Origin of the sequence: Oceanobacillus zhaokaii (genome assembly GCF_003352005.1) — a bacterium.
In the GTDB taxonomy this organism is placed as follows: domain Bacteria; phylum Bacillota; class Bacilli; order Bacillales; family Amphibacillaceae; genus Oceanobacillus; species Oceanobacillus zhaokaii.
The window spans coordinates 3,092,377-3,117,519 of record NZ_CP024848.1 but is presented as its reverse complement, the minus strand read 5'-3'; the positions used below and the strand labels follow the sequence as shown (position 1 = coordinate 3,117,519).

19 protein-coding genes are annotated in these 25,143 nt (G+C 38.7%); 16 read left to right on the top strand and 3 right to left on the bottom strand.

Annotated features, from left to right (window positions below; genetic code table 11):
* Positions 1 to 339 precede the first annotated feature (339 nt).
* The 11 genes from CUC15_RS15665 (at position 340) to CUC15_RS20685 (ending at position 11,955) form a co-directional block, all read left to right on the top strand.
* Positions 340 to 843: a hypothetical protein gene (locus tag CUC15_RS15665; RefSeq protein ID WP_114917561.1), complete on the top strand. Its 504-nt coding sequence runs from the start codon at positions 340 to 342 to the stop codon at positions 841 to 843.
* Positions 844 to 864: 21 nt separating this feature from the next.
* On the top strand, positions 865 to 2,223 hold the full coding sequence (celB, locus tag CUC15_RS15660; RefSeq protein ID WP_114917560.1) for a PTS cellobiose transporter subunit IIC: 1,359 nt from the start codon (positions 865 to 867) through the stop codon (positions 2,221 to 2,223).
* A 154-nt stretch (positions 2,224 to 2,377) separates the two neighbouring features.
* The gene (locus CUC15_RS15655; protein WP_114917559.1) at positions 2,378 to 2,647 is read left to right on the top strand and encodes a SemiSWEET transporter; all 270 of its coding nucleotides are present in this window, start codon (positions 2,378 to 2,380) and stop codon (positions 2,645 to 2,647) included.
* A 556-nt stretch (positions 2,648 to 3,203) separates the two neighbouring features.
* Positions 3,204 to 4,748 carry a solute symporter family protein gene (locus tag CUC15_RS15650; protein WP_114917558.1) on the top strand — a complete coding sequence of 515 codons (1,545 nt, stop codon included), beginning with the start codon at positions 3,204 to 3,206 and terminating at the stop codon, positions 4,746 to 4,748.
* On the top strand, positions 4,748 to 6,481 hold the full coding sequence (locus CUC15_RS15645; protein ID WP_242986012.1) for a LytS/YhcK type 5TM receptor domain-containing protein: 1,734 nt from the start codon (positions 4,748 to 4,750) through the stop codon (positions 6,479 to 6,481). Before CUC15_RS15650 ends, CUC15_RS15645 begins: the two co-directional genes overlap by 1 nt.
* 13 nt (positions 6,482 to 6,494) lie before the next feature.
* On the top strand, positions 6,495 to 7,247 hold the full coding sequence (locus tag CUC15_RS15640; RefSeq protein ID WP_114917556.1) for a LytR/AlgR family response regulator transcription factor: 753 nt from the start codon (positions 6,495 to 6,497) through the stop codon (positions 7,245 to 7,247).
* A gap of 280 nt (positions 7,248 to 7,527) precedes the next feature.
* On the top strand, positions 7,528 to 9,261 hold the full coding sequence (acsA, locus tag CUC15_RS15635; RefSeq protein ID WP_114917555.1) for an acetate--CoA ligase: 1,734 nt from the start codon (positions 7,528 to 7,530) through the stop codon (positions 9,259 to 9,261).
* A gap of 105 nt (positions 9,262 to 9,366) precedes the next feature.
* Complete coding sequence (locus tag CUC15_RS15630; protein ID WP_423241346.1) at positions 9,367 to 9,726, top strand: DUF485 domain-containing protein; 360 nt, start codon at positions 9,367 to 9,369, stop codon at positions 9,724 to 9,726.
* Positions 9,723 to 11,258 (top strand): solute symporter family protein, encoded by a 1,536-nt coding sequence (locus CUC15_RS15625; RefSeq protein ID WP_114917553.1) that lies wholly within the window; start codon positions 9,723 to 9,725, stop codon positions 11,256 to 11,258. Before CUC15_RS15630 ends, CUC15_RS15625 begins: the two co-directional genes overlap by 4 nt.
* A gap of 212 nt (positions 11,259 to 11,470) precedes the next feature.
* Positions 11,471 to 11,803 (top strand): hypothetical protein, encoded by a 333-nt coding sequence (locus tag CUC15_RS15620; RefSeq protein WP_114917552.1) that lies wholly within the window; start codon positions 11,471 to 11,473, stop codon positions 11,801 to 11,803.
* 29 nt (positions 11,804 to 11,832) lie between these two features.
* A complete protein-coding gene (locus CUC15_RS20685) occupies positions 11,833 to 11,955 on the top strand; it encodes a hypothetical protein (protein WP_278309180.1) in 123 nt (40 codons plus the stop codon).
* Positions 11,956 to 12,160: 205 nt separating this feature from the next.
* Here CUC15_RS20685 and CUC15_RS15615 read toward each other — a convergent pair whose 3' ends face one another.
* Positions 12,161 to 13,207: a lactonase family protein gene (locus CUC15_RS15615; RefSeq protein WP_114917551.1), complete on the bottom strand. Its 1,047-nt coding sequence runs from the start codon at positions 13,205 to 13,207 to the stop codon at positions 12,161 to 12,163.
* Positions 13,208 to 13,410: 203 nt separating this feature from the next.
* Between CUC15_RS15615 and CUC15_RS15610 the strand changes: the two genes are divergently transcribed.
* From CUC15_RS15610 to CUC15_RS15590, 5 genes are all read left to right on the top strand, one after another.
* Complete coding sequence (locus CUC15_RS15610) at positions 13,411 to 14,268, top strand: HAD family hydrolase (protein ID WP_114917550.1); 858 nt, start codon at positions 13,411 to 13,413, stop codon at positions 14,266 to 14,268.
* A gap of 144 nt (positions 14,269 to 14,412) precedes the next feature.
* On the top strand, positions 14,413 to 15,720 hold the full coding sequence (locus tag CUC15_RS15605) for a uracil/xanthine transporter (RefSeq protein ID WP_205317613.1): 1,308 nt from the start codon (positions 14,413 to 14,415) through the stop codon (positions 15,718 to 15,720).
* Positions 15,721 to 16,145: 425 nt separating this feature from the next.
* Positions 16,146 to 20,345, top strand: coding sequence for a S8 family serine peptidase (locus CUC15_RS15600; RefSeq protein ID WP_114917549.1), 4,200 nt, complete (start codon positions 16,146 to 16,148; stop codon positions 20,343 to 20,345).
* Positions 20,346 to 20,507: 162 nt separating this feature from the next.
* A complete protein-coding gene (asnB, locus tag CUC15_RS15595) occupies positions 20,508 to 22,373 on the top strand; it encodes an asparagine synthase (glutamine-hydrolyzing) (protein WP_114917548.1) in 1,866 nt (621 codons plus the stop codon).
* Positions 22,374 to 22,456: 83 nt separating this feature from the next.
* Positions 22,457 to 23,500 carry a C39 family peptidase gene (locus CUC15_RS15590; RefSeq protein ID WP_114917547.1) on the top strand — a complete coding sequence of 348 codons (1,044 nt, stop codon included), beginning with the start codon at positions 22,457 to 22,459 and terminating at the stop codon, positions 23,498 to 23,500.
* A gap of 106 nt (positions 23,501 to 23,606) precedes the next feature.
* Here the strand turns inward: CUC15_RS15590 and CUC15_RS15585 are convergent, their stop codons facing one another.
* Both CUC15_RS15585 and CUC15_RS15580 read right to left on the bottom strand, forming a co-directional pair.
* Positions 23,607 to 23,867, bottom strand: coding sequence for a DUF3006 domain-containing protein (locus CUC15_RS15585; protein WP_114917546.1), 261 nt, complete (start codon positions 23,865 to 23,867; stop codon positions 23,607 to 23,609).
* Positions 23,868 to 23,870: 3 nt separating this feature from the next.
* A complete protein-coding gene (locus CUC15_RS15580) occupies positions 23,871 to 25,142 on the bottom strand; it encodes an MBL fold metallo-hydrolase (protein WP_114917545.1) in 1,272 nt (423 codons plus the stop codon).
* Position 25,143: the final 1 nt, after the last annotated feature.

Sequence of the window (25,143 nt, the reverse complement as noted above, 5' to 3'; positions counted from 1 at the left end):
GTTATGGATTATGTTAATGAGAAATAGAAATGAAATAAGCGTAAGCTTATGTAATCATTTTCGTTAAAAAAATTGGCTTCTTCACTATTCATAAAGAATAACACCTGACAAAACTAGATTCTAACAATAGAATCATAGGGTGAAAACTGGAGTTTTTACGATGAAAAACGTTAAAAAAGAATGAGGTATGGTATGTAAGCGCATACCATGCCATGCCATACGTGATTTAACTCATTCTATTATCCAGTTTTCAATTTAACCAGGTTAGTAATCTATGATATTTCCTAGCAAATTATTGCAAGTAGTGGAGAAGCCGGTAAATAAATGAGGGATTTGTATATGAAAAAAGATGAAATGGCACTGATGGAACAAAGCAGAAAAAAAATAAGTATTAAATCGATGTACTTTAATCGATATTTACTTGTTAGATATGTGTCTGCCTTATTCTTTTTTACAAATATATATTGGCTAATTTCTTTGGTAATGAGCGATTCATCACTATATATTATCCCATTGATATTAATTATCGTATTAGTAATTAGTACTGCAGAGCAAGTGAAAATATATAGTAAGCATACCAATAATGCCAAATACACAAAATTTAGTTTTATGACTTTGCTTTTTACAAATGTATTTTTAATAATACCGAGTTGTTTTTCTTCGTCCTTCACTCAGTTATATCCATTTCTCTTGAATCAAGAGAAGTCAAAAATATTAGTTTTAGTTATTTTGACTATCGGGATATTATTAAGTGCATTAATCCTTAATCGTTTATTCCGGATTAAACATGATGAGGATAAGCATTATGATCTCATCAAAAAATATGAAGAGGCTATTAATTAATCTTAGAAAAGAGGTATTTATATGGAAGAAGAACAAAACAAAGTATTTGCTTTCTTGGAAAAGTATCTAATGGGTCCTATGGGTAAAATTGCAACCTTCCGTGTTGTACGTGCAGTCATGGCTGCAGGGATGGCTTCTATTCCGTTTGTAATCGTAGGTTCGATGTTCCTAGTGTTAAACGTATTACCACTGACATTTACGTTTTTAGAAGGCTTTTTCAATAATACTTTTTTTAGAATCAGTGATTTGTACATGTTAGCGAACAAAGCAACAATGGGAATATTAGCGTTATATTTTGGACTTGTTATTGGTTATGAGTATACAAAAATATATGCCGAAGAGGAAGACTTAAATCTAAACCCTTTAAATGGTGCTTTACTATCCATGTTTGCTCTCTTTATGACAATTCCACAATTGGTTATTACAGATGGAAAAATATCTTTAGTAGAGCAAATTGACGATAACGGTATAATCGTTAGTGGATGGGAAATGGTCGGAGATGGTGTAAGTCGTTTAGGTGCGATAGGAATATTTACAGCCATCATTATGTCGATTGTAGCTGTGCAATTATATAGACTGTGTGTGAAACAAAATTGGGTAATAAAAATGCCTGAAGCAGTACCGGAGGGTGTAGCAAGATCATTCACAGCATTAATTCCCGCATTCTTAGTCGCTATTGTTGTTTTAATAATTAATGGTATTTTAGTTGCATTAGGTACCGATATATTTAAAATGATAGCAATTCCGTTTGGTTTTGTTGTTAATTTAACAAATAGCTGGTTAGGTCTCATGGTTATTTACTTTTTAATCAGTGCACTTTGGATTGTCGGTATCCACGGAGCAACTATTATTATGGGATTCCTAACACCAATCTTTCTTACAAATATGCAATCCAACATTGCAGGAGCAAATATACCATTTGCGGGTGAATTCTCAAATGCTTTCGTAACTATGGGTGGTTCTGGGGCGACTTTAGGTTTATGTTTATTTATTGCGTTCTTAGCTAAATCACAACAATTAAAAATTTTAGGTAAAGCAGCTCTTGCTCCTGGTATTTTTAATATTAATGAACCATTAATATTTGGTTTGCCAATTGTATATAATCCGTTTTTAGCTATTCCGTTCTTTTTAGCACCAATGGTATCAGCAACAATTGGTTATTTTGCAATTAAACTACAAATTGTTCAAGCTGTTATTGCACATTTACCTTGGCCAACTCCAATAGGTGCAGGTTCTTTCATTAGTACAGGTGGAGACTATATGGCGATAATTGTTGCTATAATTAGTGCTATTGCGGCATTCCTAATTTGGCTTCCATTCATTAAAATGTACGATAAAAAGTTAGTTGAGCAAGAAAAAGGTGGGGAAGCATTAATTTAACCAAAGTCATTAAAAAGGTTCAAAAGGAAGCTTTAGCAGATATTAGCAGATAAAGTAATAAAGGATCATTACGATACTGATTTTGTAATGATCCTTTTTATTAAGTCTCTGCAAAGAGTGTATATCAAATTTATATACAGGAAGGATTGGGGAAATGGAACATCCGTTTCATTATTTCGGTTATATTGCAGCCATATTAACTACTTTATCATTTTTACCTCAAGCGATAAAGAAAATAAAAGAAAAAAACACAGAGGGAATTTCTTTGATTATGTACACAATGTTTACCGCAGGATTGTTCTTATGGGTTATATACGGATTTTATATTCAAGATATAGCCATTCTAGTTGGTAATATAATAACTCTGTTATTTGCTGTTATTATTTTGAGTGTAAAATTAAAGAATGTGAAAACAGAAGGATAAGATAGAATTTCGTTTATGGATATTGAAGTGGAGCGTAGTGATTTGGATTATATTAGAAAATTTTCTCACTACATGAGCGCAACTAATGTTGTCACCCAGAGGATGGTGACAACATTTTTTTCATGCGCCAAACATGCGCACATTCTCTAGGGTTAAAGTCCTGAGCCACGATGGCAGTAGTAGTGATTAGCTTGAGGCATGGGTGTCAAGGGTGACCTAAAATCTGAAGAAAGTCGGCAGCAAATCTCTTCCCCTAGGAACACGAACTACATAAAAGTCTCGGTGTACTTAGGTGAGACTGAGAAACAAGCCTTTATAAAATACAACATAAGGAAAAAGACAGGTGAGCATAGTGAAGAAGCATGCCCTTTGACTCGAGTCGAATCCTCCAATGTTCCCTTTACATATTCCGTCCCATCGTTTAAAATTTATTAGAATAAAGGTAAAATTATGACTCTTGATATTTGATTCTTAAAATGATGCGCTGTCTTTGTACTTTTTCGGACCAAAGTGCCTGTCCCCGCGGTCCATTTCTCCCTAAAAAGAAGGTGAGCACATGAACATTACATATTTACTATTTTTCCTCTGTATTATTATTTGCACATTAATTATTACATATTGGGCTGCAAGGCAAAGTAATACTACCAATCAATTTTATATTGCTGCTGGTAGTTTAACAGGGTTTCAAAATGGGATGGCGATTGCAGGGGATTATATAAGTGCTGCATCTTTCTTAGGGATAATTGGTACAATTGCAATCAATGGATTTGATGGGTTTATGTATGCGATTGGATTTTTAGTTTCCTATTTAATTGTACTGTTTTTCATCGCTGAGCCCGTACATCGTTTAGGGAAATATTCACTTGGAGACGTGATTTTTTCGCGTTTTCCGAGTTATCATATGCGTGGCTTAATGGCTATAGGAACATTAATCATATCAATTTTTTATATTATTCCTCAACTAGTTGCCGCAGGTCTCTTGATTCGTTTATTGCTAGATATTGATTATGCTATTTCTGTTTTGATTATAGGTGGACTGATGACGATTTATGTTGTGTTTGGCGGAATGTTTGCGACATCATGGGTGCAAATCGTGAAAACAGTTTTACTTATGTCTGGTACCTTTTTACTTGCGTTAATTGTTTTTTCCAGGCTAAATTGGAGCATGACCGAATTGCTTCAGCAAGTAAAGCTTGGAACGCCCTTAGGAGAGCAATTTTTCCTGCCTGGTAATCTATTTGATAATCCATTGGAAACAATCTCGCTTCATCTTGCATTGATTCTTGGTACAGCAGGTCTGCCACATATATTAATCCGGCTTTTTACCGTAAGAAACACAGTGGAAGTACGAAAATCTCTATTTACAGCGAGCTGGATTATTGGTCTGTTTTATTTGATAGCGTTAACTCTTGGACTAGGAACCGTTGCACTTGTTGGATACGAGGATTTGATTATAAAGGATTCGACAGGGAATTTAGCTGCTCCGCTGCTCGCAATGGTGCTCGGTGGGGACTTCCTAATGGCATTTATTGCTGCAATCGCCTTTACAACGATTATCGCAGTCGTTGCCGGTTTAGTAATCTCTGCAACAACAGCATTCTCTCATGATATTTATTATCATATTATCAAAAGAGGCAAGACAACAGAGAAACAGCAAGTACTTGTTGCCAGGTGGACAGCGTTTGCGATTGGGCTAATCTCTACATTATTTGCTCTAGGATTGAAAAATATGAATGTTACCTTTCTCGTCTCTTTAACATTCATCGTTGCTGCATCTAGTAATCTACCGGTCTTGCTGCTCACACTATATTGGAAGCGTTTTAATCAAGTGGGTGCGGTTAGTGGAATGGTTTGTGGCTTGCTCGCATCACTCGTCCTATTATTAATTGGTCCGCATATTATGCATCCGGATGGCGGGTGGATTTTAATGGAAGCAATTGTTCCACTCTACAATCCTGGAATAATTGCAATTCCAATTGGATTTCTAGCAGCCTATCTGGGGACTATTCTTTCAGGAAAAAGCTCGGAAAGCAATGAAGAATTTCAAGCCTTTTATCTGCTTGCCCAAACCGGAGTTGATACGAGGGGTGATAAGAAGTGATGGACTTGACACTTATTTTATTTGAGCGATTAGGTTTATTACTCGTAGTCGCTTTCGTTTTAACAAGGATCCCTGAATTTCAATCGATCCTTTACCGAGAATTTAGCTTAAGAATGTCGATTCTCCATGCAGGTGTATTCGGTTTGTTTGGTATTGCTGGTAATCTAACGGGGGTCATTATTAACGATGATTTTACAGTAACGCGTACGTTTATTTGGTCTGTTGGTGAGGGAGAATTAATCGTTAGCTCAAGTCTCGTTGCAATTGTGATTGCTGGATTATTGGGCGGTCCAATCGTCGGACTTGGAGCGGGATTAATTGCCGGGACACATTTATTTTTCCTAGGTGGTGTCGGCTTTCTTGCTACAAGTCTTGTTAATCCAATTACAGGGCTGCTAGCAGGATTTACGGCTCGATTCTTTTCACAAGAGCGCGTTATTTCCCCAATCAAAGCATTATTCATTGGTATTTTTCCACCGATTTTACTGATTCACTTACTCCTGATTTTTGATTCACAGGAGATCGACATGGTTGCAATGGTAAATGTCATTGGCTTGCCGGTCGTATTATCCAATAGTATTGCGATTGCAATTTTTACAGCAATGATTGCCATTGTATTGCGGGAACAAGAAAATGAGGCAGCATTAGCGACAAAGCAGGCGCTAAGTATAGCCGAAGATGCACTTCCTTTTTTGAAAAAAGATTCGTTTCAAGAGCAAGCGGAAGGAATTGCAAATTTACTCTATAACCAATTGAAATTGGCTGCCGTTACGGTGACAAATAAACAAGTAATCATGGCACACTGTGGCTTAGGGGCAGGACATCATCGAGTCGGTAATCCAATAACAACAGAGATTGCAAGACAAGCAATCGATACAAAGCAGCTGATTGTCAGTAAATCAAAAGCAGAAATAAACTGCGAGCGGGATGATTGCCCACTTGAGGCCGTCATTATTATTCCAATCATGGAAACAGAAGACGCGGTCGGTTTGATTAAATTATATTTTCGTAAAGCACAGCATATAAGACCAGTGGAATTGATGTTAGCAGAGGGGCTAGGACAATTGATTTCCAATCAACTAAAAACAATAAAAGGGGAAAAGCTCGAACTGCATAATCGGGACTTAGTGCTTCGCAATCTTCAAGCACAAATCAACCCCCATTTCCTATTTAATACGCTGCATATGATTGCTGCTTTGTTTCGTAAGGATCCCGAAAAGGCGAGGCATTTAACAATTCAGCTGGCAACATTTATGCGCTTTAATATTAAATTGGTTCAGGTGCAGCTGGTGCCATTAGAAAAGGAATTCGAGCATGTCCAAGCATATATTGATATTATCCAGACACGTTTTGCAAGTCGAATTAACATAGTCTTACAATCGGAGGAATTTCCGAACTTGTATCTTCCGCCCTCCTCGATTCAGCCACTGGTTGAGAATAGTGTCCAGCATGGTTTGGGAGATGTAATAGAAGGTGGCAGGATTGAGGTTCGCATTGAGAGAAACGGTGATAAAGTGCGGATTAGTGTACGGGATAATGGTCTCGGTTTTTCAGAGCAAAATTTAACACAGGTAGGACAAGTTCAATTCGAGGAAAAGCAAAATGGTGGAACAGGGTTATATAATGTCAATCAACGGTTAATTAATCTAATTGGTGAAACTGCATGTTTACAGATACGAAATTTGCCTGCAGGTGGAAGTGAAGTATCGTTTAACATTCCATATAATGTTTAGGGAGGAAACCCGGATGAAAATTCATGTAATGATTGCAGAGGATGAGCAGTTAGCACGCGAGGAGCTGATCTATTTATTAGAAAAGGAAGAGGATGTCAGCCTTTGTCCAAGTGCAGAAAATGGCGAACAGCTGGTTAAATTATATGTAGAGCATGAACCAGAAGTTATTTTCCTCGATGTTCATATGCCGGGAATGCATGGACTTGAAGCAGCGAAGAAGATAACAGAATTAGCATTTATTAAGCCGCCTTTGTTTATTTTTACTACTGCATACGATGAATATGCGATCGAGGCATTTTCGATTGAAGCAATTGATTACATGCTAAAGCCATACGATACTGCGCGCTTTCAAATGGCAATGCAACGTGCCCGGAAACGATTGCAGCAATTGGAAATGAAACAGAACAATTCCCCAGACATTTCTTCAGCAAATCCTATAAAACTATTAATTGATGATAATGATCGAATGGTTGTCCTTTCACCTGATTCGATTTATTATGCGGTACCATATAATCGAATGCTGGAAATCCATACGGAGGATAGGGTTATCATCAGTCGGATGACTTTACAGGAACTGGAAAAAAAGGTTCAAGGATACTCCTTTTTTCGAACCCATCGCAGCTATCTTGTGAATTTGAATCACATACAAGATATTACCCCATGGTTTAATGGGACGAGTAATGTGACCTTGAATAATAAGGAACAAACGACAATCCCTGTTAGTCGAGCAGCAAGAAAACATTTATTTGATCTATTTGAGAAATAACCATTTACCACGCATTAACGGCTATAAGACCCCCGCCTCTAAGCATAAAAAAACAAAAATGCGAAGTGGGGAATAAGCAGCTCTTAAATTTTTGATTCTGTTCAACTAACATATAGTGAAGGTACCCCTCATGAATGAAGTTTCACTTTATGTATTAAATCCTACAATTGAAACATTCAAATTAACCGTTTAACCCGATTTCCACCATATACAGAAAGGAATCTATATACTTATTAGTAAGCGCTTTCAATTATAAGTATACTATTATTGATTGGGGGAAATGGACGTGAGCGAAACGATTGCACCAGTAAAAGTACGGACGAATATGGCTGATTATGATCAGGCATACGCTGATTTTAAATGGCAGGATGTTGAAAAGGAATTCTCCTGGCATGAGACTGGTAAGGTAAATATGGCATATGAGGCAATTGATCGTCATGCAGAAACATGGCGGAAAAATAAGGTGGCACTCTATTATAGTGATGAAAACCGAGATGAGAAGTATACTTTTCGAGATTTGAAACGTTTATCGAATCAGTTTGGCAATGTATTACGAAACATTGGCATTGAAAAAGGGGAGCGTGTCTTCCTCTTTATGCCTAGATCACCGGAGCTATATGTTAGTTTACTAGGTATCCTGAAAAATGGGTCGATTGTTGGACCTTTATTCGAGGCATTCATGGAGCAAGCGGTTCGTGACCGCCTGGAAAATAGTGATGCCTCTACCTTAATTACAACGAAGGAATTGCTACCACGGGTACCTTATCAAGAACTTGTGCATTTAAACCATATTATTATCGTTGGTGATGCACCTGACCAGGTGGATGAAACAGCTGATATAGCATTTTATAGCTACGAAGAAGAAATGAAAAAGGCATCTCCACAGTTAGATATTGAATGGGTTGACAGGGAAGATGGTATGATTTTGCATTATACATCTGGCTCAACGGGAAAACCAAAGGGTGTGCTGCATGTTCATAATGCGATGATTCAACATTACCAGACAGCTAAATGGGTACTCGATTTACAGGAAGATGATATTTTCTGGTGTACAGCTGACCCTGGCTGGGTAACAGGCACATCATACGGGATTTTTGGTCCATGGCTAAATGGAGCATCGAATCTGATTCGCGGCGGTCGTTTCAGCCCAGAGGATTGGTATAAGACGATTGAAACATATGGTGTCACTGTATGGCTGAGCGCGCCGACTGCATTTCGCAGGTTAATGGCGGTTGGTGACAATGTCGCAGGAGAATATGATTTAAGCTCATTGCGTCATATTTTAAGTGTTGGCGAGCCACTAAATGCCGAAGTCGTTCACTGGGGAATGAAAGTGTATCAATTACGGATACATGATCATTGGTGGATGACGGAAACAGGTGGAATGATTATTGCTAATTACCCTTCGATGGAATTAAAGCCAGGATCAATGGGGAAACCTTTTCCTGGTATTAAAGCAGCGATATTAGATGACGCGGGAAATGAGCTTCCACCTGGACAGATGGGGAAATTATGCATCAAGGCTGGATGGCCATCGATGCTGCGGGGTATTTGGAAAAATGAGGAGCGATTCAAGCAATATTTTCCATTTGAAGGCTGGTTTGAATCTGGTGACCTTGCATCGATAGATGAAGATGGCTATTTCTGGTTCGAGGGTCGTGATGATGATGTCATCCAAACGTCTGGTGAACGTGTAGGCCCATTTGAAGTGGAAAGCAAGCTTGTCGAGCATCCTGCCGTTGCAGAAGCGGCAGTAATTGGCAAGCCTGATCCTGTCAGAGGGGAAATAATTAAAGCATTTGTCTCCTTACGAGATGGCTATGAGAAGTCAGATGATTTATTAGAGGAACTAAGGTTATTTGTGAAACAAGGGCTTGCTGCACATGCGGCACCGAGGGAAATTGAAATTCGTGAATTCTTACCGAAAACAAGAAGTGGTAAAATTATGCGCCGCGTATTAAAAGCATGGGATTTGGGACTGCCGACAGGTGATTTGTCGACGATGGAGGAGTAGTTTTGCGATTATTTAGCAGGTAGTTGAGTCGAATGCATGCCTGCATTAAAGGTTGAAATCGGGGGGTCAAAGAATGGAGACCCCCGGAACCGAAATTAAAGGAGGATGGATATGGCTGTTAACCAAGAATACGATAAGGCACGAGATAATGGGAATACGGTTGACTTTGAAAAGGCTGCAAATAGCAATGCATTTAAAAAGCTTTTAGAAGACCGCAAGAAATTTATTTTACCATTAACGATTTTCTTTCTGATCTTTTATTTCTTATTACCTATCTTAACTTCTTACACAACATTCCTGAATACACCTGCCATTGGTGATATTTCCTGGGTATGGATTTTTGCAATTTCCCAATTTGCGATGACATGGATTTTATGTACGATTTATGTGAAAAAGGCAAACACCTTTGATGAGCAGGCAGAACAAATAGTCGAGGAAATAAAACGGGGAGGGGACAGCAAATGAGTCCAATCGTAATCATCCTGTTCATTGCTATCGTTATCCTAACCCTCGTTATCACCTACTTCGCAGCAAAGCGAACCCAAACAACCGGTGACTTTTACACTGCTGGTGGTGGATTAACAGGCGTGCAAAATGGGATCGCAATTGCTGGAGATTATCTATCAGCAGCCTCGTTTCTCGGAATAGCCGGTGCCATTGCGCTATTTGGATTTGACGGCTTCTTTTATAGTATTGGTTTTCTAATCGCATACTTAGTTGTTTTATTTCTAGTTGCAGAACCATTACGGAATCTAGGAAAATACACACTTGCAGATATGATAAATTCACGTTTTGATGCAAAGAAGGTAAGAGGAGCAGCAGCACTCAGTACAATTACGATTGTTACTTTCTACATGATTGCTCAGCTAGTTGGTGCGGGAGCCCTTATTCAGTTATTGTTCGGACTGGATTACTGGCTTGCGGTGCTAATCGTTGGTGTGATGATGACCGTCTATGTTCTGTTTGGCGGAATGATTGCGACGAGTTGGGTACAAATAGTCAAGGCAGTTCTCCTGATGATTGGGATGATCATTATGTCCTTTCTTGTCCTATTAAAATTTGATTTTAATATTGGGCAGATGTTTCATGATGTAAAATCAGCAACCGTTCATGGAGCTGATTACTTGAAGCCTGGATTACAGTATACACAACCACTTGGAACTCTTTCTCTTATGCTTGCATTAGTGCTTGGTACTGCGGGATTGCCGCATATTCTAATGCGTTTCTTTACGGTGAAGGATGCGAAAACAGCAAGAAGCTCAGTTATAACGGCAACGTGGGTAATCGGCATTTTCTACGTTCTAACATTATTTCTAGGCTTCGGTGCCGCAGCATTTGTCGGATATGATGCCATCATCGCTGCAAATTCGGGTGGGAATATGGCCGCGCCATTACTTGCACAAGTATTAGGTGGAGACATTTTATTCGCCTTCATCTCAGCTGTCGCCTTTGCAACGATTTTAGCGGTTGTTGCAGGACTTGTACTATCCGGTGCTTCCGCCTTTGCCCATGACCTTTATGGAGAAATTGTAAAAAAAGGAAAGGCAACCGAAAAAGAACAAATGTATGCCGCACGTTATGCTTCTCTAGGTGTATCCGTGCTGGCGATAGTGCTTGCATTATTTGCTCAATATCTCAATGTCGCATTCCTTGTTTCACTGGCATTCTGTATTGCAGCTAGTGCCAATTTGCCAGTCATTTTATATACGATTTATTGGAAACGATTTAATACTGCTGGGGCAGTAACTGCAATGCTAACCGGATTATTCTCGGCATTAATTCTCGTGTCGCTCAGCCCAAGCGTATTCTCACCTGTTGAGGGTGCAGCATTATTTGTTGGAGAACCAATCTTCCCATTCAGTAATCCTGCAATTATATCCGTACCACTAGGATTCCTTGGGGGCTATCTTGGGACGATTTTGTCAAAGGAAGCAGATATGAGGCGCTTTGCAGAGGTAAGTGTAAAGGCACATACAGGATATAAGGAAGAAGCTTAAAGATTGGATAATATTGATAAATGATCTTAATGCTCTGAGTCGCTGTTTATGTGGTGACTCGGGGTGTTTATAAGTAAGAAATGAATAGATAAGGATGCTTTCGGTGGCAAGTTAGAAGTTGTCTTTTATTAAAATCTTGTCGAAAGTTTATTGTTTTATTGTGATTTAATTTCGTGTATAATGATGACACCATAGAAAAAGGATGTGTATTTATGAGAAAATACTTGATCCTTTTTATGCTTTTTGCGATCATTTGTGTATTCAACATGCATATGATTTATGATTCGCCGCAGCATCATCAAGTGGTAGTAGTTGATGAAGGGGAAAAGATACAAACAAATCATGCAGTTAGTTTTGATCCAATTGATGCAGAAAAGCAGAAGCTTGCGTTAGTAAAATTTAATATTGCTATATTCCTAGCTTTATTTGTAACGTACGTAATCTATCATTTCTTCACGAGGATCAGGATGAGATGTCGGCTATGTATTCCGATGTTCTTTCAATCCAATTACGTAATCACGTCTCCGTTTGCAAAAATTATTTAATATTAATTTTTCAAAGGAGGACGATGGAAATGATGTGGATACGCTATGTAATAATCGGTTTCCTTTCCTTGACTTCGGTTTATTTGTTCTATTTTCAAGGAATTGAAATGTATCATGCTTTTAAAGACTATTTTCAAAGCAAACATTTATAGAATGGTGACGGGACTAAATCCACTTAGGGGATTTAGTCCTTCTTTTTATTATTTGGATTTAGAGTTGGAGATCGTCCGCTCGGCCTTATACTTCTGACGCTTAATTTTAAAAGAGTGAAGGACCAAGTTTTATTGTCCCTTCACTCTTTTAATTTATCCAGCATGTAACTGAATAGTCAGTAACACCGCTAATGGAAGTTTTGCTTTATAAGAATTTAATGCAAACCGCTTCTGGTGCTGGAATATCTTTTTCAATTACGGTTAGTCTTCCTGTTTCTGCATCTCTTACGAATAATGTAAGGTTGCTTGATTCTTGGTTTGTCGCAATTAGGAATTTCTCAGTAGGATCGAGGACGAAATCTCTAGGCCAATCGCCTTCTGTTGATACGTTTTCTACAAAGCTAAGCTCTCCAGTTTCCTCGTTCGCTTTAAAGATGGCGAGACTGTTATGACCACGATTTCCCGAATATACAAATTTCCCATCAGAAGTGATATGAATTGCACTTCCTTGGTTGTTTTCAGTAAAGCCTTCTGGGATTGTACGAATTGTTTGGTTGATTGTAAAGCTTCCGTTTTCCTTCTGATAATTTAAAACGATGACCTCTGAACTGAACTCTGTTACGAGATAAACGATATTTTCCAGTTTAGGATGGAAAACCAAGTGTCTGGGACCACTGCCAGCAGGAAGCTCTACACGATTCACTTCTGTTAATATCCCATCTTCATTAACCGTATACGTTGAGAGCAAATCACCGCCTAAATCAATTGCAACCAGATAGGCTTCATCTGGAGTCATACTTGAAAAATGGACATGTGATTTTTCTTGTCTCGGATCTGGACCACTTCCGTTGTGTTGAATAGAAGAGACAACAGGGCTGATGGTTCCATTCTCTTGATCTAGCAAATAGGACTCGACTGTTCCTTTATGATAGTTTGTACTAAATAAGAAACGGTGCATTTGATCGGTATTCACATGACAAGGATTTGGTCCCTTCGCCATTTGTTTATTTAAAAATCTCAGCTCACCTGTAGACTTGTCAATAGAGTAAGCGGCGATTCCACCCTTATCATCTTCGGTTGCAATCGCGTATAAATAGTTTTTATCATCTGTGATGTTCAGGTATGTTGGGTTTCCAATTTCAGCTGCAACCTTTATATCGGAAATCTTTGCTTCCTCAGTATCAAGTGTAAAAGAATAAACCCCTTTACTATCCTTCTTCGTATACGTTCCAATAAATCCAGTATATTTCATAAGTTAGACAATTCCCCTTTCAACCTTATTTTCTCTATCATACCCTTTTTAGGAGGTGCCTGTCACTTCCCGAGTTTTGTCGAATATTCAGGATTCTCCCATTCAGAGCAATACGTACGATCATACTCGAAAGGTAATTGATAGAATATTTCCCTACTTATTAGTACAATAAACACAAATAAAATTTACCAGGAGGCAGTTCAATGAATCTAATTGCAATCGATTTAGACGGAACGTTGCTGGCAGAGGATGGTTCGATTACTGAAGAAAACACAAAGGCAGTTCGTGACGTACAGCAAGCTGGAAATATCGTAATTATTTCTTCGGGACGTTCGCTTCATGACACGAAGCAAATTCTTCTTGATGCAGAATTGGAATGTCCAATTATTACAGGCAACGGGGCAATTGTATTTCATAATGAAGAAATACTGCAAAACCTTTATTTAGAACCGGAGCTTATTAAGGAATTAATAGAAATCGTTGAAGAAAATGGGTTATATTTCGAAATTTATACGAACCAAGGGGTATATGTGGAGGAGGCAGGAAGGAATATTCTTGAGCAGGAAGTACAACAACTTCAGAACGGAGATGCTGATTTTGCAGCTGTAGTTGCGAATAAAATTATCGACATTCAATTTAAACAAAATGGACTTACCTATGTGCTGAATTATCATGATGTCGATTATGAGCCATTAGAGGTATATAAAATTTTCGTCCTATCATTTAATCAGCAAGGCCTCTCAAAACTGAAAGATCGTTTAACAAGTCGGAAGGATATCTCGCTAACAACTTCTGGGGTTCAGAAGTTAGAAATCGGCAATCTAGACGCAAGTAAAGGGAATGCATTGACATTTATCGCCAACTACTTTGATGTAGATTTAGAAGATACAGTGGCAATCGGTGATAATCTAAATGATTTATCGATGTTCGAGGTTGCTGGAATGAGCATTGCTATGGGAAATGCGGAAGAAATCGTGAAGAAGCAAGCGACACATGTTACAAAAAGTTGTGAGGAAGATGGGGTCGCATATGGGCTTCGAGAGTTTGTACTGAAGAAATAGGCGTACTTCTTTAGAAATTACATATGTACGTTTTAGTTGGTAGTAAAGGAAGTATATTCGTTTTTCTTTCTACATAAGTGCAACTAAGACATTCGCCCAAAGGAATAGGCGTTTGCCTTGGTTTTCTAAAAGGATGGTGGAATATTGAAGGAATTAATGAAGGCAAATAATTGGTTATCAGGTATACAATGGTTATTCTTTATTTTTACAAATATTGTCGTCATCCCGATTACAGTAGGTGAAGCATTTGAGCTACCACAGGAAAGCATTGTTTCACTATTACAGCTATCGTTTATCGTTACTGGAATTGCATGTATGCTTCAAGCACTAGTCGGGCACGGCCGAGCAGTAATGGAGGGGCAGTCTGGACTCTGGTGGGGCGTTATTCTGACACTAGTAACGACGGCATCTGCACAGGGGATGCCACTAGACGTGTTAGGTGGAAGCATTAGTGTCGGGGTTATCATTTCAGGAATAATTACTGTGATTATCGGGCTATCAGGTCTTGGAACATATCTTGCTAAGCTATTTAATTCTGCGGTAATGGGTGTATTCATGTTTTTACTAGGGGCACAGCTCGTGGGGATTTTTATGAAAGGGATGCTTGGAATTCCATTTGGTAATGCAGCGGAATCGGGAAGTATTCAGCTGCCTATAGCCTTACTTTCGATAATAATTGTCACTATTGTCATTTTTATAAATATCAAAGCAAAACTTAGTATTCGGCGATATAGTTTATTAATTGGTATTATCGCTGGTTGGATATTGTACATAATATTATTCGATTCGGAAACATCTGCAGCGGGGATCGCTGGATTGCAAGTAAGTGTGACACTATTCCCATTTGGAAATCCGAAAGTGGACATTGGGATTATCATCACGATTGTTCTAACTGGATTATTAAATATTGCCAATACATTCGGGGCGCTTAAAGGGACAAACAATATATATAGAAATGAGACGACAAACATACAGTATCGGGCATCATTTACAATAACAGGTGCTGTTTCCGCAATTTCCGGTTTTCTTGGACTTGTCCCATACTCTCCATATGTTTCTTCAATCGGATTCCTTAAGCAAACAGGTGATATTAGAAGACTCCCGTTTGTACTTGGTGGATTTCTCTTCGTATTGATGGGACTAATCCCCCCAGTTGGTGGGTTTTTCTCAACTTTACCACTTAGTGTGGGGAGTGCGGTACTATTCGTATCTTATGTTTTATTATTCCATTCCTCGTTGGATTTCTTTAAGCAGGTCAAGTTTAACACAGTGAATGTATACCGTTCAGCGGTTCCACTATTTGTTGGGATTATTATCATGACAATGCCTGCGAGTTATTTTACAACGCTGCCGAGCATCATTCGGCCTTTGGTCAGCAATGGACTACTGATGGGTATTTTGTTAGCGATTGTTTTGGAGAGTATTGTGGACTGGGATCGGTATGGGGAGTAAGGCAGAGAAAGAGCACAAGTTATGATGATGAATGCTTGGAAGCCATATCAAAGCATTCATCATTAAACAAGTTTTTGCATTTTGCACTTCAGGATTTATCTATAGCTTCACTCCAATCTCCCTTACTTTTTTGCTATCCAATCTAATAGGTCTTTCCTCATATGTCGATTTATGGTACTATTTACTTATAATTTATCTAATATAACAATCTGAAAAATCATTTTTATATATTGCAAGATTGATAGACTATGATTTGAAGAAATAAAAAGAAAGTGAGTGTATTAACCAAAACAAATAGTGCAACACATTGTCCTGGTCATTAGAAAAATGGCCAATTTTGTATGTGAAAATTTATTCAAAGTAATTCACAAGCTAGATACATAGAATTAGATTGGATTAAGTAAATTAATTTAGGGGGAATAGAATTGCAGAAAAATAGACGATTGACAAACCAGGTTTTTGGAATTTTCCTATCGTTTCTTATGATTTTTTCAATGCTTTCACCTGGACTTGCAAGTGCGCAGTCGAATGAGAGAGCTTATTCTTCAGTGAAAGATTCGGAAGAAGTAGCAGAGGAAAAGGTAAGTGCTAGTCTATCGAAAGCATTTGATGCTAAAGATAGTGTAACTTTTTTAATAAAGTTTAAAGAGAAATCGGATTCCATACAGGTTGCAAAAGATGCAAAAGCAAAGGCAGAAAAAACAAAACTTTCTAGTTATAAGCAAGAGTATGCACAGCGCTCTGCTGTTATATCAGAGTTAAAAGCAACTGCACAGCAATCACAAGGGAATGTGAAGCAATATCTTGAGCAAGAGGTTGAAAAAGGAAATGCAAAAGACGTCGAATCATTTCATATTGTAAATGGAATGGCTGTTACAGCTACGAAAGAGGTAGCAGAAAAACTAGCGACTTTTCCTGAAGTAGAAAAGATTATACCAAATGAACAGATTCAGCTAAATACTAAGGTTGAGAAAGGAGAAGCTATACCTCAATCAACGATTGAAGATGTGGAGTGGAATGTTGAGCGCGTTGGTGCACCCGATGTTTGGGAAAGGGGCATTGATGGTTCAGGTGTTGTGGTAGCGGTTATCGATTCTGGTGTCGATTGGAATCATCCAGCATTAAAAGAAAAATATCGTGGTTACAATCCAAATACAAAACAAGTTGAACATACATATAGCTGGTTTGATGCATATGCTGGAAAGACCACGCCATATGACGATAATAGTCATGGAACACACGTGGCAGGGACAATCGTTGGTGGTGAGCCGAATGGGGAAAATCAAATTGGTGTTGCCCCCGGCGCCCAGTGGATTGGCGTAAAGATTTTAGGTGCTGATGGTAAGGGATGGAGCACAGATATATTACGAGGAGCTCAGTGGACATTAGCTCCAGGCGGAGATCCGGACAAGGCTCCAGATATAGTTAATAATTCATGGGGTGGCGGACCAGGAATTAATGAATGGTTCCGTGAAATGGTCATTAACTGGAGAGCAGCAGGTATATTCCCAGAATTCTCAGCTGGAAATGACGGAAGCGGGGCTGGAACAATTGGCGTACCTGGTAATTATCCAGAATCATTTGCAACAGGTGCAACCGATTTTTATGATGATTTAGCTGTCTTTTCATCAAGAGGACCTTCTCCGTACCCTGGTGAGGTGAAGCCAGATATTTCTGCTCCTGGTCAGAATATTAGATCCGCGATGCCTGGTGGGGGATATGGAGGAAAGAGTGGAACTTCAATGGCTGGACCAGCAGTATCTGGTGTCATCGCACTTCTTTTATCTGCAGATTCGAGCTTAACCGTTGATGAAGTAGAGCAGACACTTATCGAGACAGCCATTCCATTAACCAATTGGCAATATAGTCAAACTCCTAATAATGGTTTCGGATATGGATTAGTTGATGCAAAAGCAGCAGTAGCATCGGTAATAGGTGAAGAAGGGAAAATTGAAGGACAAGTCACCACAAAAGAAGGTTCGCCAATAAGTGCAGAAGTAAGTGTGCTTGAAACGGGACGTTCTGTCATGACCAACCCAGATACAGGAAGCTACACATTGCCACATAATTCTGGGACTTATACGGTACTAGCTGAAGCATATGGATTCAATGCACAAGAAAAATCCGTAGCAATTGGTGAGACAGGAACTGTGAAAGCTGATTTTACTTTGGTAGAAAATCCGAAAGCAACGTTATCTGGAAAGGTAACGGATCAGCGGACAGGTGAAGCTATCGAGGGAGCAACTCTAATATTTTTAGAGGATGCGAATATTGCACCAATAGTATCGGACAGAAATGGTAATTATTCACTCACAGCTTATGTAGGATCGTATACATTAAAAGTGATGGCTGAAGGTTATCATGGACAAGAAATAGCAGTAACACTTACTAAAGATTTGAGCCAAAATATTACATTGAAGCCGTTCTACACCATTCCAAGTGGAGAAATTTATTATGATGACGGAACAGCAGAAGATGCATCTGCATATTATTACCCTGATAATGGTTGGGCAGTAAAAATGTCCCTGCCTGAGGGAAGAGATTCGGGAATTGTTACAGATGGGGTATTTAAATTCTATAATAGTAATTGGCCATTCCCAGGGGGCACAGCTTTTCAAGTAGAAGTTTGGGATGCTTCTGGTCCAAATGGGATGCCTGGAGAAAAACTTGCTGGTCCGATAGAAGCGGAAGCAATTAGAGATTTGAACAAATGGACAGTTGTTAATTTACGAGATTATAATATTCAAGTCGAAGGCGACTTTTATATGGTTTATATACAATCAAACGTAGATTACCTTTCACCTGGACTGGCATTTGATGGAACTAGCCAATTTAGCGGACGGAATTATTCGTATCATTCAGGTGAATTTGAATCATCACCTGCAGAAGATGGAAACATTATGATTCGTGCTCGTGTCGCACATGAAGTTGACGCACCAGTCATAACATCACCTCAAGCAGGACTTTTAACGAATAAATCGGCAGTAAATGTTGAGGGTACAGCATCACCTAAAACATCAGTCCAATTATTAAATAATGGTGAGCTGGTTGAAACCATTAAAGTTAGCGACAATGGCACCTTTGCTATTTCAACAGAATTAACAGAAGGTGGAAATGAATTAATTGCGGTGTCAACGATAAATGGTGAAGAAGGTATTGAATCGACCCCAGTTAACGTAACGCTTGATTCACAGGCACCAACATTAACAATCGACAGTCCCAAAAATGGAATTGAAACGAGTCAAGGAACAGTTACAGTAGAGGGGACAGTTGCCGATAAACATTTAGATTTTGTAGAAGTAAACGGAGCAAAGGCAACTATAACAAAGAACAAGTATAATAAACAGATTGAACTTAAGTCTGGAAAAAATGAAATCAAGGTTATAGCAGCAGATAAATTAGGGAACAAGCAATCCGAAACGATTAGCGTAATTTCGGATCAGACTGCTCCTACTATTGGAAAATTAGAACCATCGAAGAATCAAACTGTTTTCCCAGGAGATAAAGTCGAAGTCTCGTTTGAGAGTAATAAAAAAGGTGGAAAAGCAAGCTTTGAAGTGAAGCTTCCGAAAGATGCACCTAAAATTACGATGGAAGAAGTGACACCTGGTAATTATAAAGGTACTTGGACAGTTCCAGCGAAACTTAATTTGGATAATGTTAGTATCCAAGTGAACATAACCGATAAAGCTGGAAATATTACTGCGCAGGAAACAGCTGGGAAATTAAATATTGTCTCAGAAAAAATGGATCGTATTTCAGGTTATTCACGGTACGATACAGCAATCGAAATCAGTAAAAAAGGTTGGAGCAGAGCGAACACGGTTATCCTATCGCGTGGGGATAATTTTGCAGATGCATTGGCAGGCGTGCCGCTAGCGCATAAATTAGATGCACCAATCCTAATGACGCCTGGTAATAAACTATGGGATAATACAATGAAAGAAATTAATCGACTCGGTGCAAAAAATGTCGTGATACTAGGTGGAGAAGTAGCTGTAAGTAAAGCTGTTTCAGACAAACTTGAAAAATCCGGACTTAAAGTACGACGTATTTCTGGACATTCCAGATATGATACAGCCGCAGTAATCGCTGCTGAAGTTGCACCTAAGGGCACTGGAAAAGTTGTAGTAGCAAATGGAACGGACTTCCCAGATGCATTATCTGTTGCCTCACATGCTGCAAAGGAAGGTTTACCAATTCTATTAACACAATCTAATAAACTTCCAGATGCAACAAAGAACAAAATTAAACAGCTTGGTGCGAAGCAAACAATTGTAGTTGGTGGAGAAATTGCTGTTTCGAAAAAGGTTGAAGCACAACTTCCGAAAACGACTCGATTAAGTGGTCGTAGCCGCTATGACACAAATATTGCGATCTCTGAACATTTCGGAGTAGCAAGCAAGCATTTGTATGTAGCAACAGGGAAAAACTATGCAGATGCCCTAACTGGCGCTGTACTTGCAGCGAAGAATGATAGTACAATTCTTCTCGTACACAATGCAGTACCTGGTTCAACTGCGAGCTATATTACAAAACAAGGCACAAGCCAAATTTCCATCTTTGGTGGAGAGATTGCCATAAGCAAGGATGTAGCAAGCAAGCTGGAAAAGCTAATTAAATAAGTGCTTTAAAAGAACTCAGTTTCCGATTTATACGGATTGCTGAGTTCTTTTCTAATAAACGAACTGACAAAATTCGGGGAGTGACAGGCACAATAGCACTATACATAAACCGGCAAAATATAGTATGATAATATTATATTTGATATACGAGGAGATTATGGAATGTGTGGTATTGTTGGATTTACTAATAGCAAGCTAAAGATAGATAATGATAAAGTCATAGCGAATATGATGAACACAATAGGGCATCGTGGCCCCGATAGTGATGGGCATTTTTCAGACGATAAAGTGACACTTGGTTTTAGACGTCTGCAAATTATAGATTTAACAACAGATGCAAGCCAGCCAATGTACAATGAAGACGACTCAATTGCACTTATATTTAACGGGGAAATTTACAATTATCATGCATTAATGGATGATTTAATTGCAAAAGGACATACCTTCAAAAGCCAAAGTGATACAGAAGTGATTATCCATGGTTATGAAGAGTATGGGGTTGATATTTTACAAAAGCTAAGAGGGATGTTCGCTTTTGCGATTTGGGATAAAAAAGCAGATCACCTCTTTATTGCTCGTGATTTCTTTGGTATTAAGCCACTTTATTATACAGAGAATACAACGGATAATTCATTTATTTTTGGTTCGGAAATAAAGACCTTTTTGAAGCATCCTTCGTTTAATAAGGAATTGAATAAGGATTCACTTAAGCCATATTTAACTTTCCAATATTCTGCACTTGATGAGACGTTTTTCAAAGGGGTTTATAAATTAAGACCTGGCCATTATATGATTTATAAAAATGGGAAAATGGAGATTAACTCTTATTGGGATATTAACTTTGATGCAGAAGAAAATACCCTTGAGTATTATGTTGATAAAATCAAAGAAACGATGGAGGAATCCGTTAGTTATCATCGAATCAGTGATGTGAAGGTTGGCTCATTTTTATCCGGTGGTGTCGATTCAAGTTATATCACTGCATTATTAAAGCCTGATAAGACGTTCTCTGTTGGGTTTAAGGATTATGAAGGTGTGTTCAATGAAACGAATTTAGCGGAAGATCTGTCAAAACAACTTGGCATTGAAAACCACAAGAAAATTATTGATGCAGATGAATTTTTTGATGTGATTCCAACGATTCAATATCATATGGACGAGCCACAATCAAATCTGTCTTCCGTACCGCTTTATTTCTTAGCGGAGTTAGCTAGTAAGCATGCAACCGTGCTTTTATCTGGAGAAGGTGCGGATGAAATATTCGGTGGTTATGCTTGGTATGATAAGACCAACTCAGAGAAGAAGTATGAAAAAATCCCATTCTTCATTCGTCGTCTATTCTCAAACATCAGTAAAGGTTTGCCTGAGAATCGAATCACGAACTTCTTAGTAAAAGGCGGTCTAAAGGTTGAAGAACAATTTATTGGTGAGGCAAAAGTATACAAAGAAGAAGATGCATTAAAAGTTTTACAAAATAGTTATAAACAAGGCCCATCACCAATTGAAGTCGTTCGTGAGTCTTATCTGAAAGTTAAAGGGAAAGACGATGTAACGAAGAAACAATATATCGATATGAAGCACTGGTTGCCGGGAGATATACTACTAAAAGCAGATAAGATGAGCTCGGCGCATTCGATCGAGCTACGTGTGCCATTTTTGGATAAAGAAGTAATGGAAATGGCTGCGAAAATTCCTGCACATCTAAAGGTAAATGACAAAGATACAAAATATGTGCTGCGAAAAGCTGCAAATGAAGTATTGCCAGACGCTTGGGCTAATCGACCAAAAGTCGGCTTCCCTGTTCCATTTAGAGACTGGATCAAACAAGAGAAATATTACAAGCAAGTGAAAGCTGTTTTTGAAGCAGAATATGCGAAAGAATTCTTCCATACAGAAGCAATTGTTGGGTATCTTGATGAACATTATACTGGGAAGGCAAACCGGGCGCGATATGTTTGGACTGTATATGTTTTCTTAATTTGGTATAAGCGATTTTTCATCGATGAAGATGTTAATGTCACATTGTAAAGTTTTAAGATAAAATTATATGAAGCAGATAAGTGGACCTGAGCCTGCTTGTCTGCTTTATTGCAATAAAGGAGCATTTTATTGTGAAACTGATTATCCGCAATACCATTCTCTTTTTCCTGCTTTTCCTAGGGATTTTTATTGCAGGTACACAGGGAGATAAGGTTTACGCGATGATTGCAGACTTTTTAGAGCAGGACAGCGGGGTATTGACCGTTGTTAGTGTTGATGCTCAACGGGGCTATCCAATCAAAAACAGTAAATTTCAGATCATAGATGCAGAGAAGAATGAAGTAATAGAGGTAATCGAGACATCGATTGATGGTGTCGCTACGACCAGTTTATTGCCTCTCTCCCGAAACTACTATGTGCAGCAAACAAATGTATTAGAGCCATATCAATTGAATACGGATCAGCATGAGTTAATGTTAAGCAGCGAGAATAATCGAATTACGATTGAAAATAATGTCCCAGGCTTTATAAAGGACTATAAACGAACAGAGGAGAAAGATATTGAGGTTACATCGGTTCAACTTCCTGTAGAATCAATTTTACAAACTCCAGAACTTCCAAATGGTTGTGAAGTAACAGCACTTGCAGCAGTTCTCGACTATTATGGATATGAAACAAATAAATTGGAATTAGCAGATAAATATATGCCTAAGATTGCATTTACCCGGTCAAATAATAAACTCGTCGGTGCGGACCCGCATCAGGCCTATGCAGGTAATCCAAGAAGCGAACAGCAAGGATTCTTTAGCTATGCAGAACCAATTGTTCATACAGCAGAGCGTTATTTCGCTGTGAATAATGATGAGAGTCATACAGTCAAAAATATTAACGGAAGTTCTGAACAAGACATCTATCAGTTACTTTCTGAAGGTATCCCGGTGATAATGTGGACAACGGTTGATATGAAAGAGCCCCGAGTTAATTATTCCTGGTATATTAAAGGGACAACCGAAAAGATTAATGTTCCAACAAATTCGCATACCGTTGTGTTAACTGGATTTAAAGATGATAACGTGTTTGCAATGGACCCTTTGAAAGGACATGTCACATATCAAGCAGAGCATTTGTTTAATATTTTTGAGCAGGCTGGTGGACATGCGATGATCGTGTATTGAGCATGAGACTTGCAGTGGCTATTGCTTTGGGTGGAGCCCATGCTGCCGAACTTGATTAAATCCATTCAAATTTAAATCGGCTATCCATTTTGGATAGCCGATTTAATCATTTTCTATTAAATTTACTGCCGCTGCTTTTTGCTCGTAGTTTATCCATCAAGATAGCTGATTTTTGAGCTGCGGCGTTTGCTGCCGACTCGTCGATGGCTAGTATTTTATAGCTGTCATTCGACTTTTCTAAATGGAATACTGTCTGCTGTTTACTTCCAGATGGCAATTCTGCTTTTGGGATAATGAATTCATCACTTATTTCTTCAATAAGGATGATAGCTTTATCACCCTCGAAGCGATCCAGAATACCCTTCATTGTTTACCCTCCTACACATGCAATTCCTTCATTTTTTATATCAGCAATTCTTGCAGGGTCAATTCCTTTGATATGGGTGAGCCCGTCCACAGAATCATACGGTCTTAGATCGATTAAATCCTGTGCTCTTTCAGGTCCAATATGAATTATTTCCTGTACTTCCTCAATCGATGCTTGATTAATATTGATACATGAAGATGAATTAACATTTTCTTCGCTTGTCGCAGCTTCTTCATTCTCATTAGTTGCATTTGCAGAAGCCCTACTCGGCGGGCTTACAGTCCCATCCTTATTCGTTTCAATACTATAATCTTCCCCATCGGTCGTAACGATAATCGTGCCATTTACATCTGTACCGTATAGTTCAATTCCAGCATTTTGCACGGATGATACAACCCCTGGACTCGGGTGGCCATAGCTATTGTCTAATCCCGCGCTATAAATGGCGACAGATGGACTGACAGCCTTGAGAAATGCCGGGTCAGTGGACGTGTTCGACCCATGATGACCAAGCTGTAAAATATCTGCTTGGATATCAATACCAGTACCAATCATTTCCAATTCTTCACTTGTGCCAGCATCACCAGTAAAGAGAAATTTCGTATTACCATATGTAAACAGAATGGAAATGGATTCCTCATTCGTATTGCCAGAAATCGACGATGGATAAAGGATATCCAGCTGAAGCGGGCCGATGTCAAATGATTCTCCAGTTCTTGGTTCATGGTAGTCTGCATCACTTGCAATTACTGCCTCAAGTGCATTTTGAAAGGTTTCGGAAGAACTTTCATTTCCTGAAAGCCATACTTCCCCTGTATCGTAAGTTCTTACGATTTCTCCTAATTGGCCGATATGATCTGCGTCTGGATGACTCACGATAATTAAGTCGATAGATGAAATGTTTTGGTCAGCTAAATAGTTTACAACATCATTTCGATTCCAATCCCCAGTATCATAAAGTATTGTGTATGAATTTTGTTGATCTGAATACTGAAGTAACGCAGCATTTGCTTGTCCAGCATCAATGTAATGCACTTTTAGCTCGTTTAGATTTGTATTACTGCTAGGCTCTTCACTTGTCTGTTTCGATGATGAAGAGTCTGCCACAGCTGAACTATCTGCTTCATCAGTTGTTTTCTCATTTTCGCTCTCAGTAGCTATCTCTGTATGCTTCTCAGCTTCATGAAGAGGATTATCTTGTAATGTTTCCTGTTCTGCCCCTTGTCCACAAGCAACTAATAGAACAGAGAGAATCATAGAAAGAAATAATCTCATT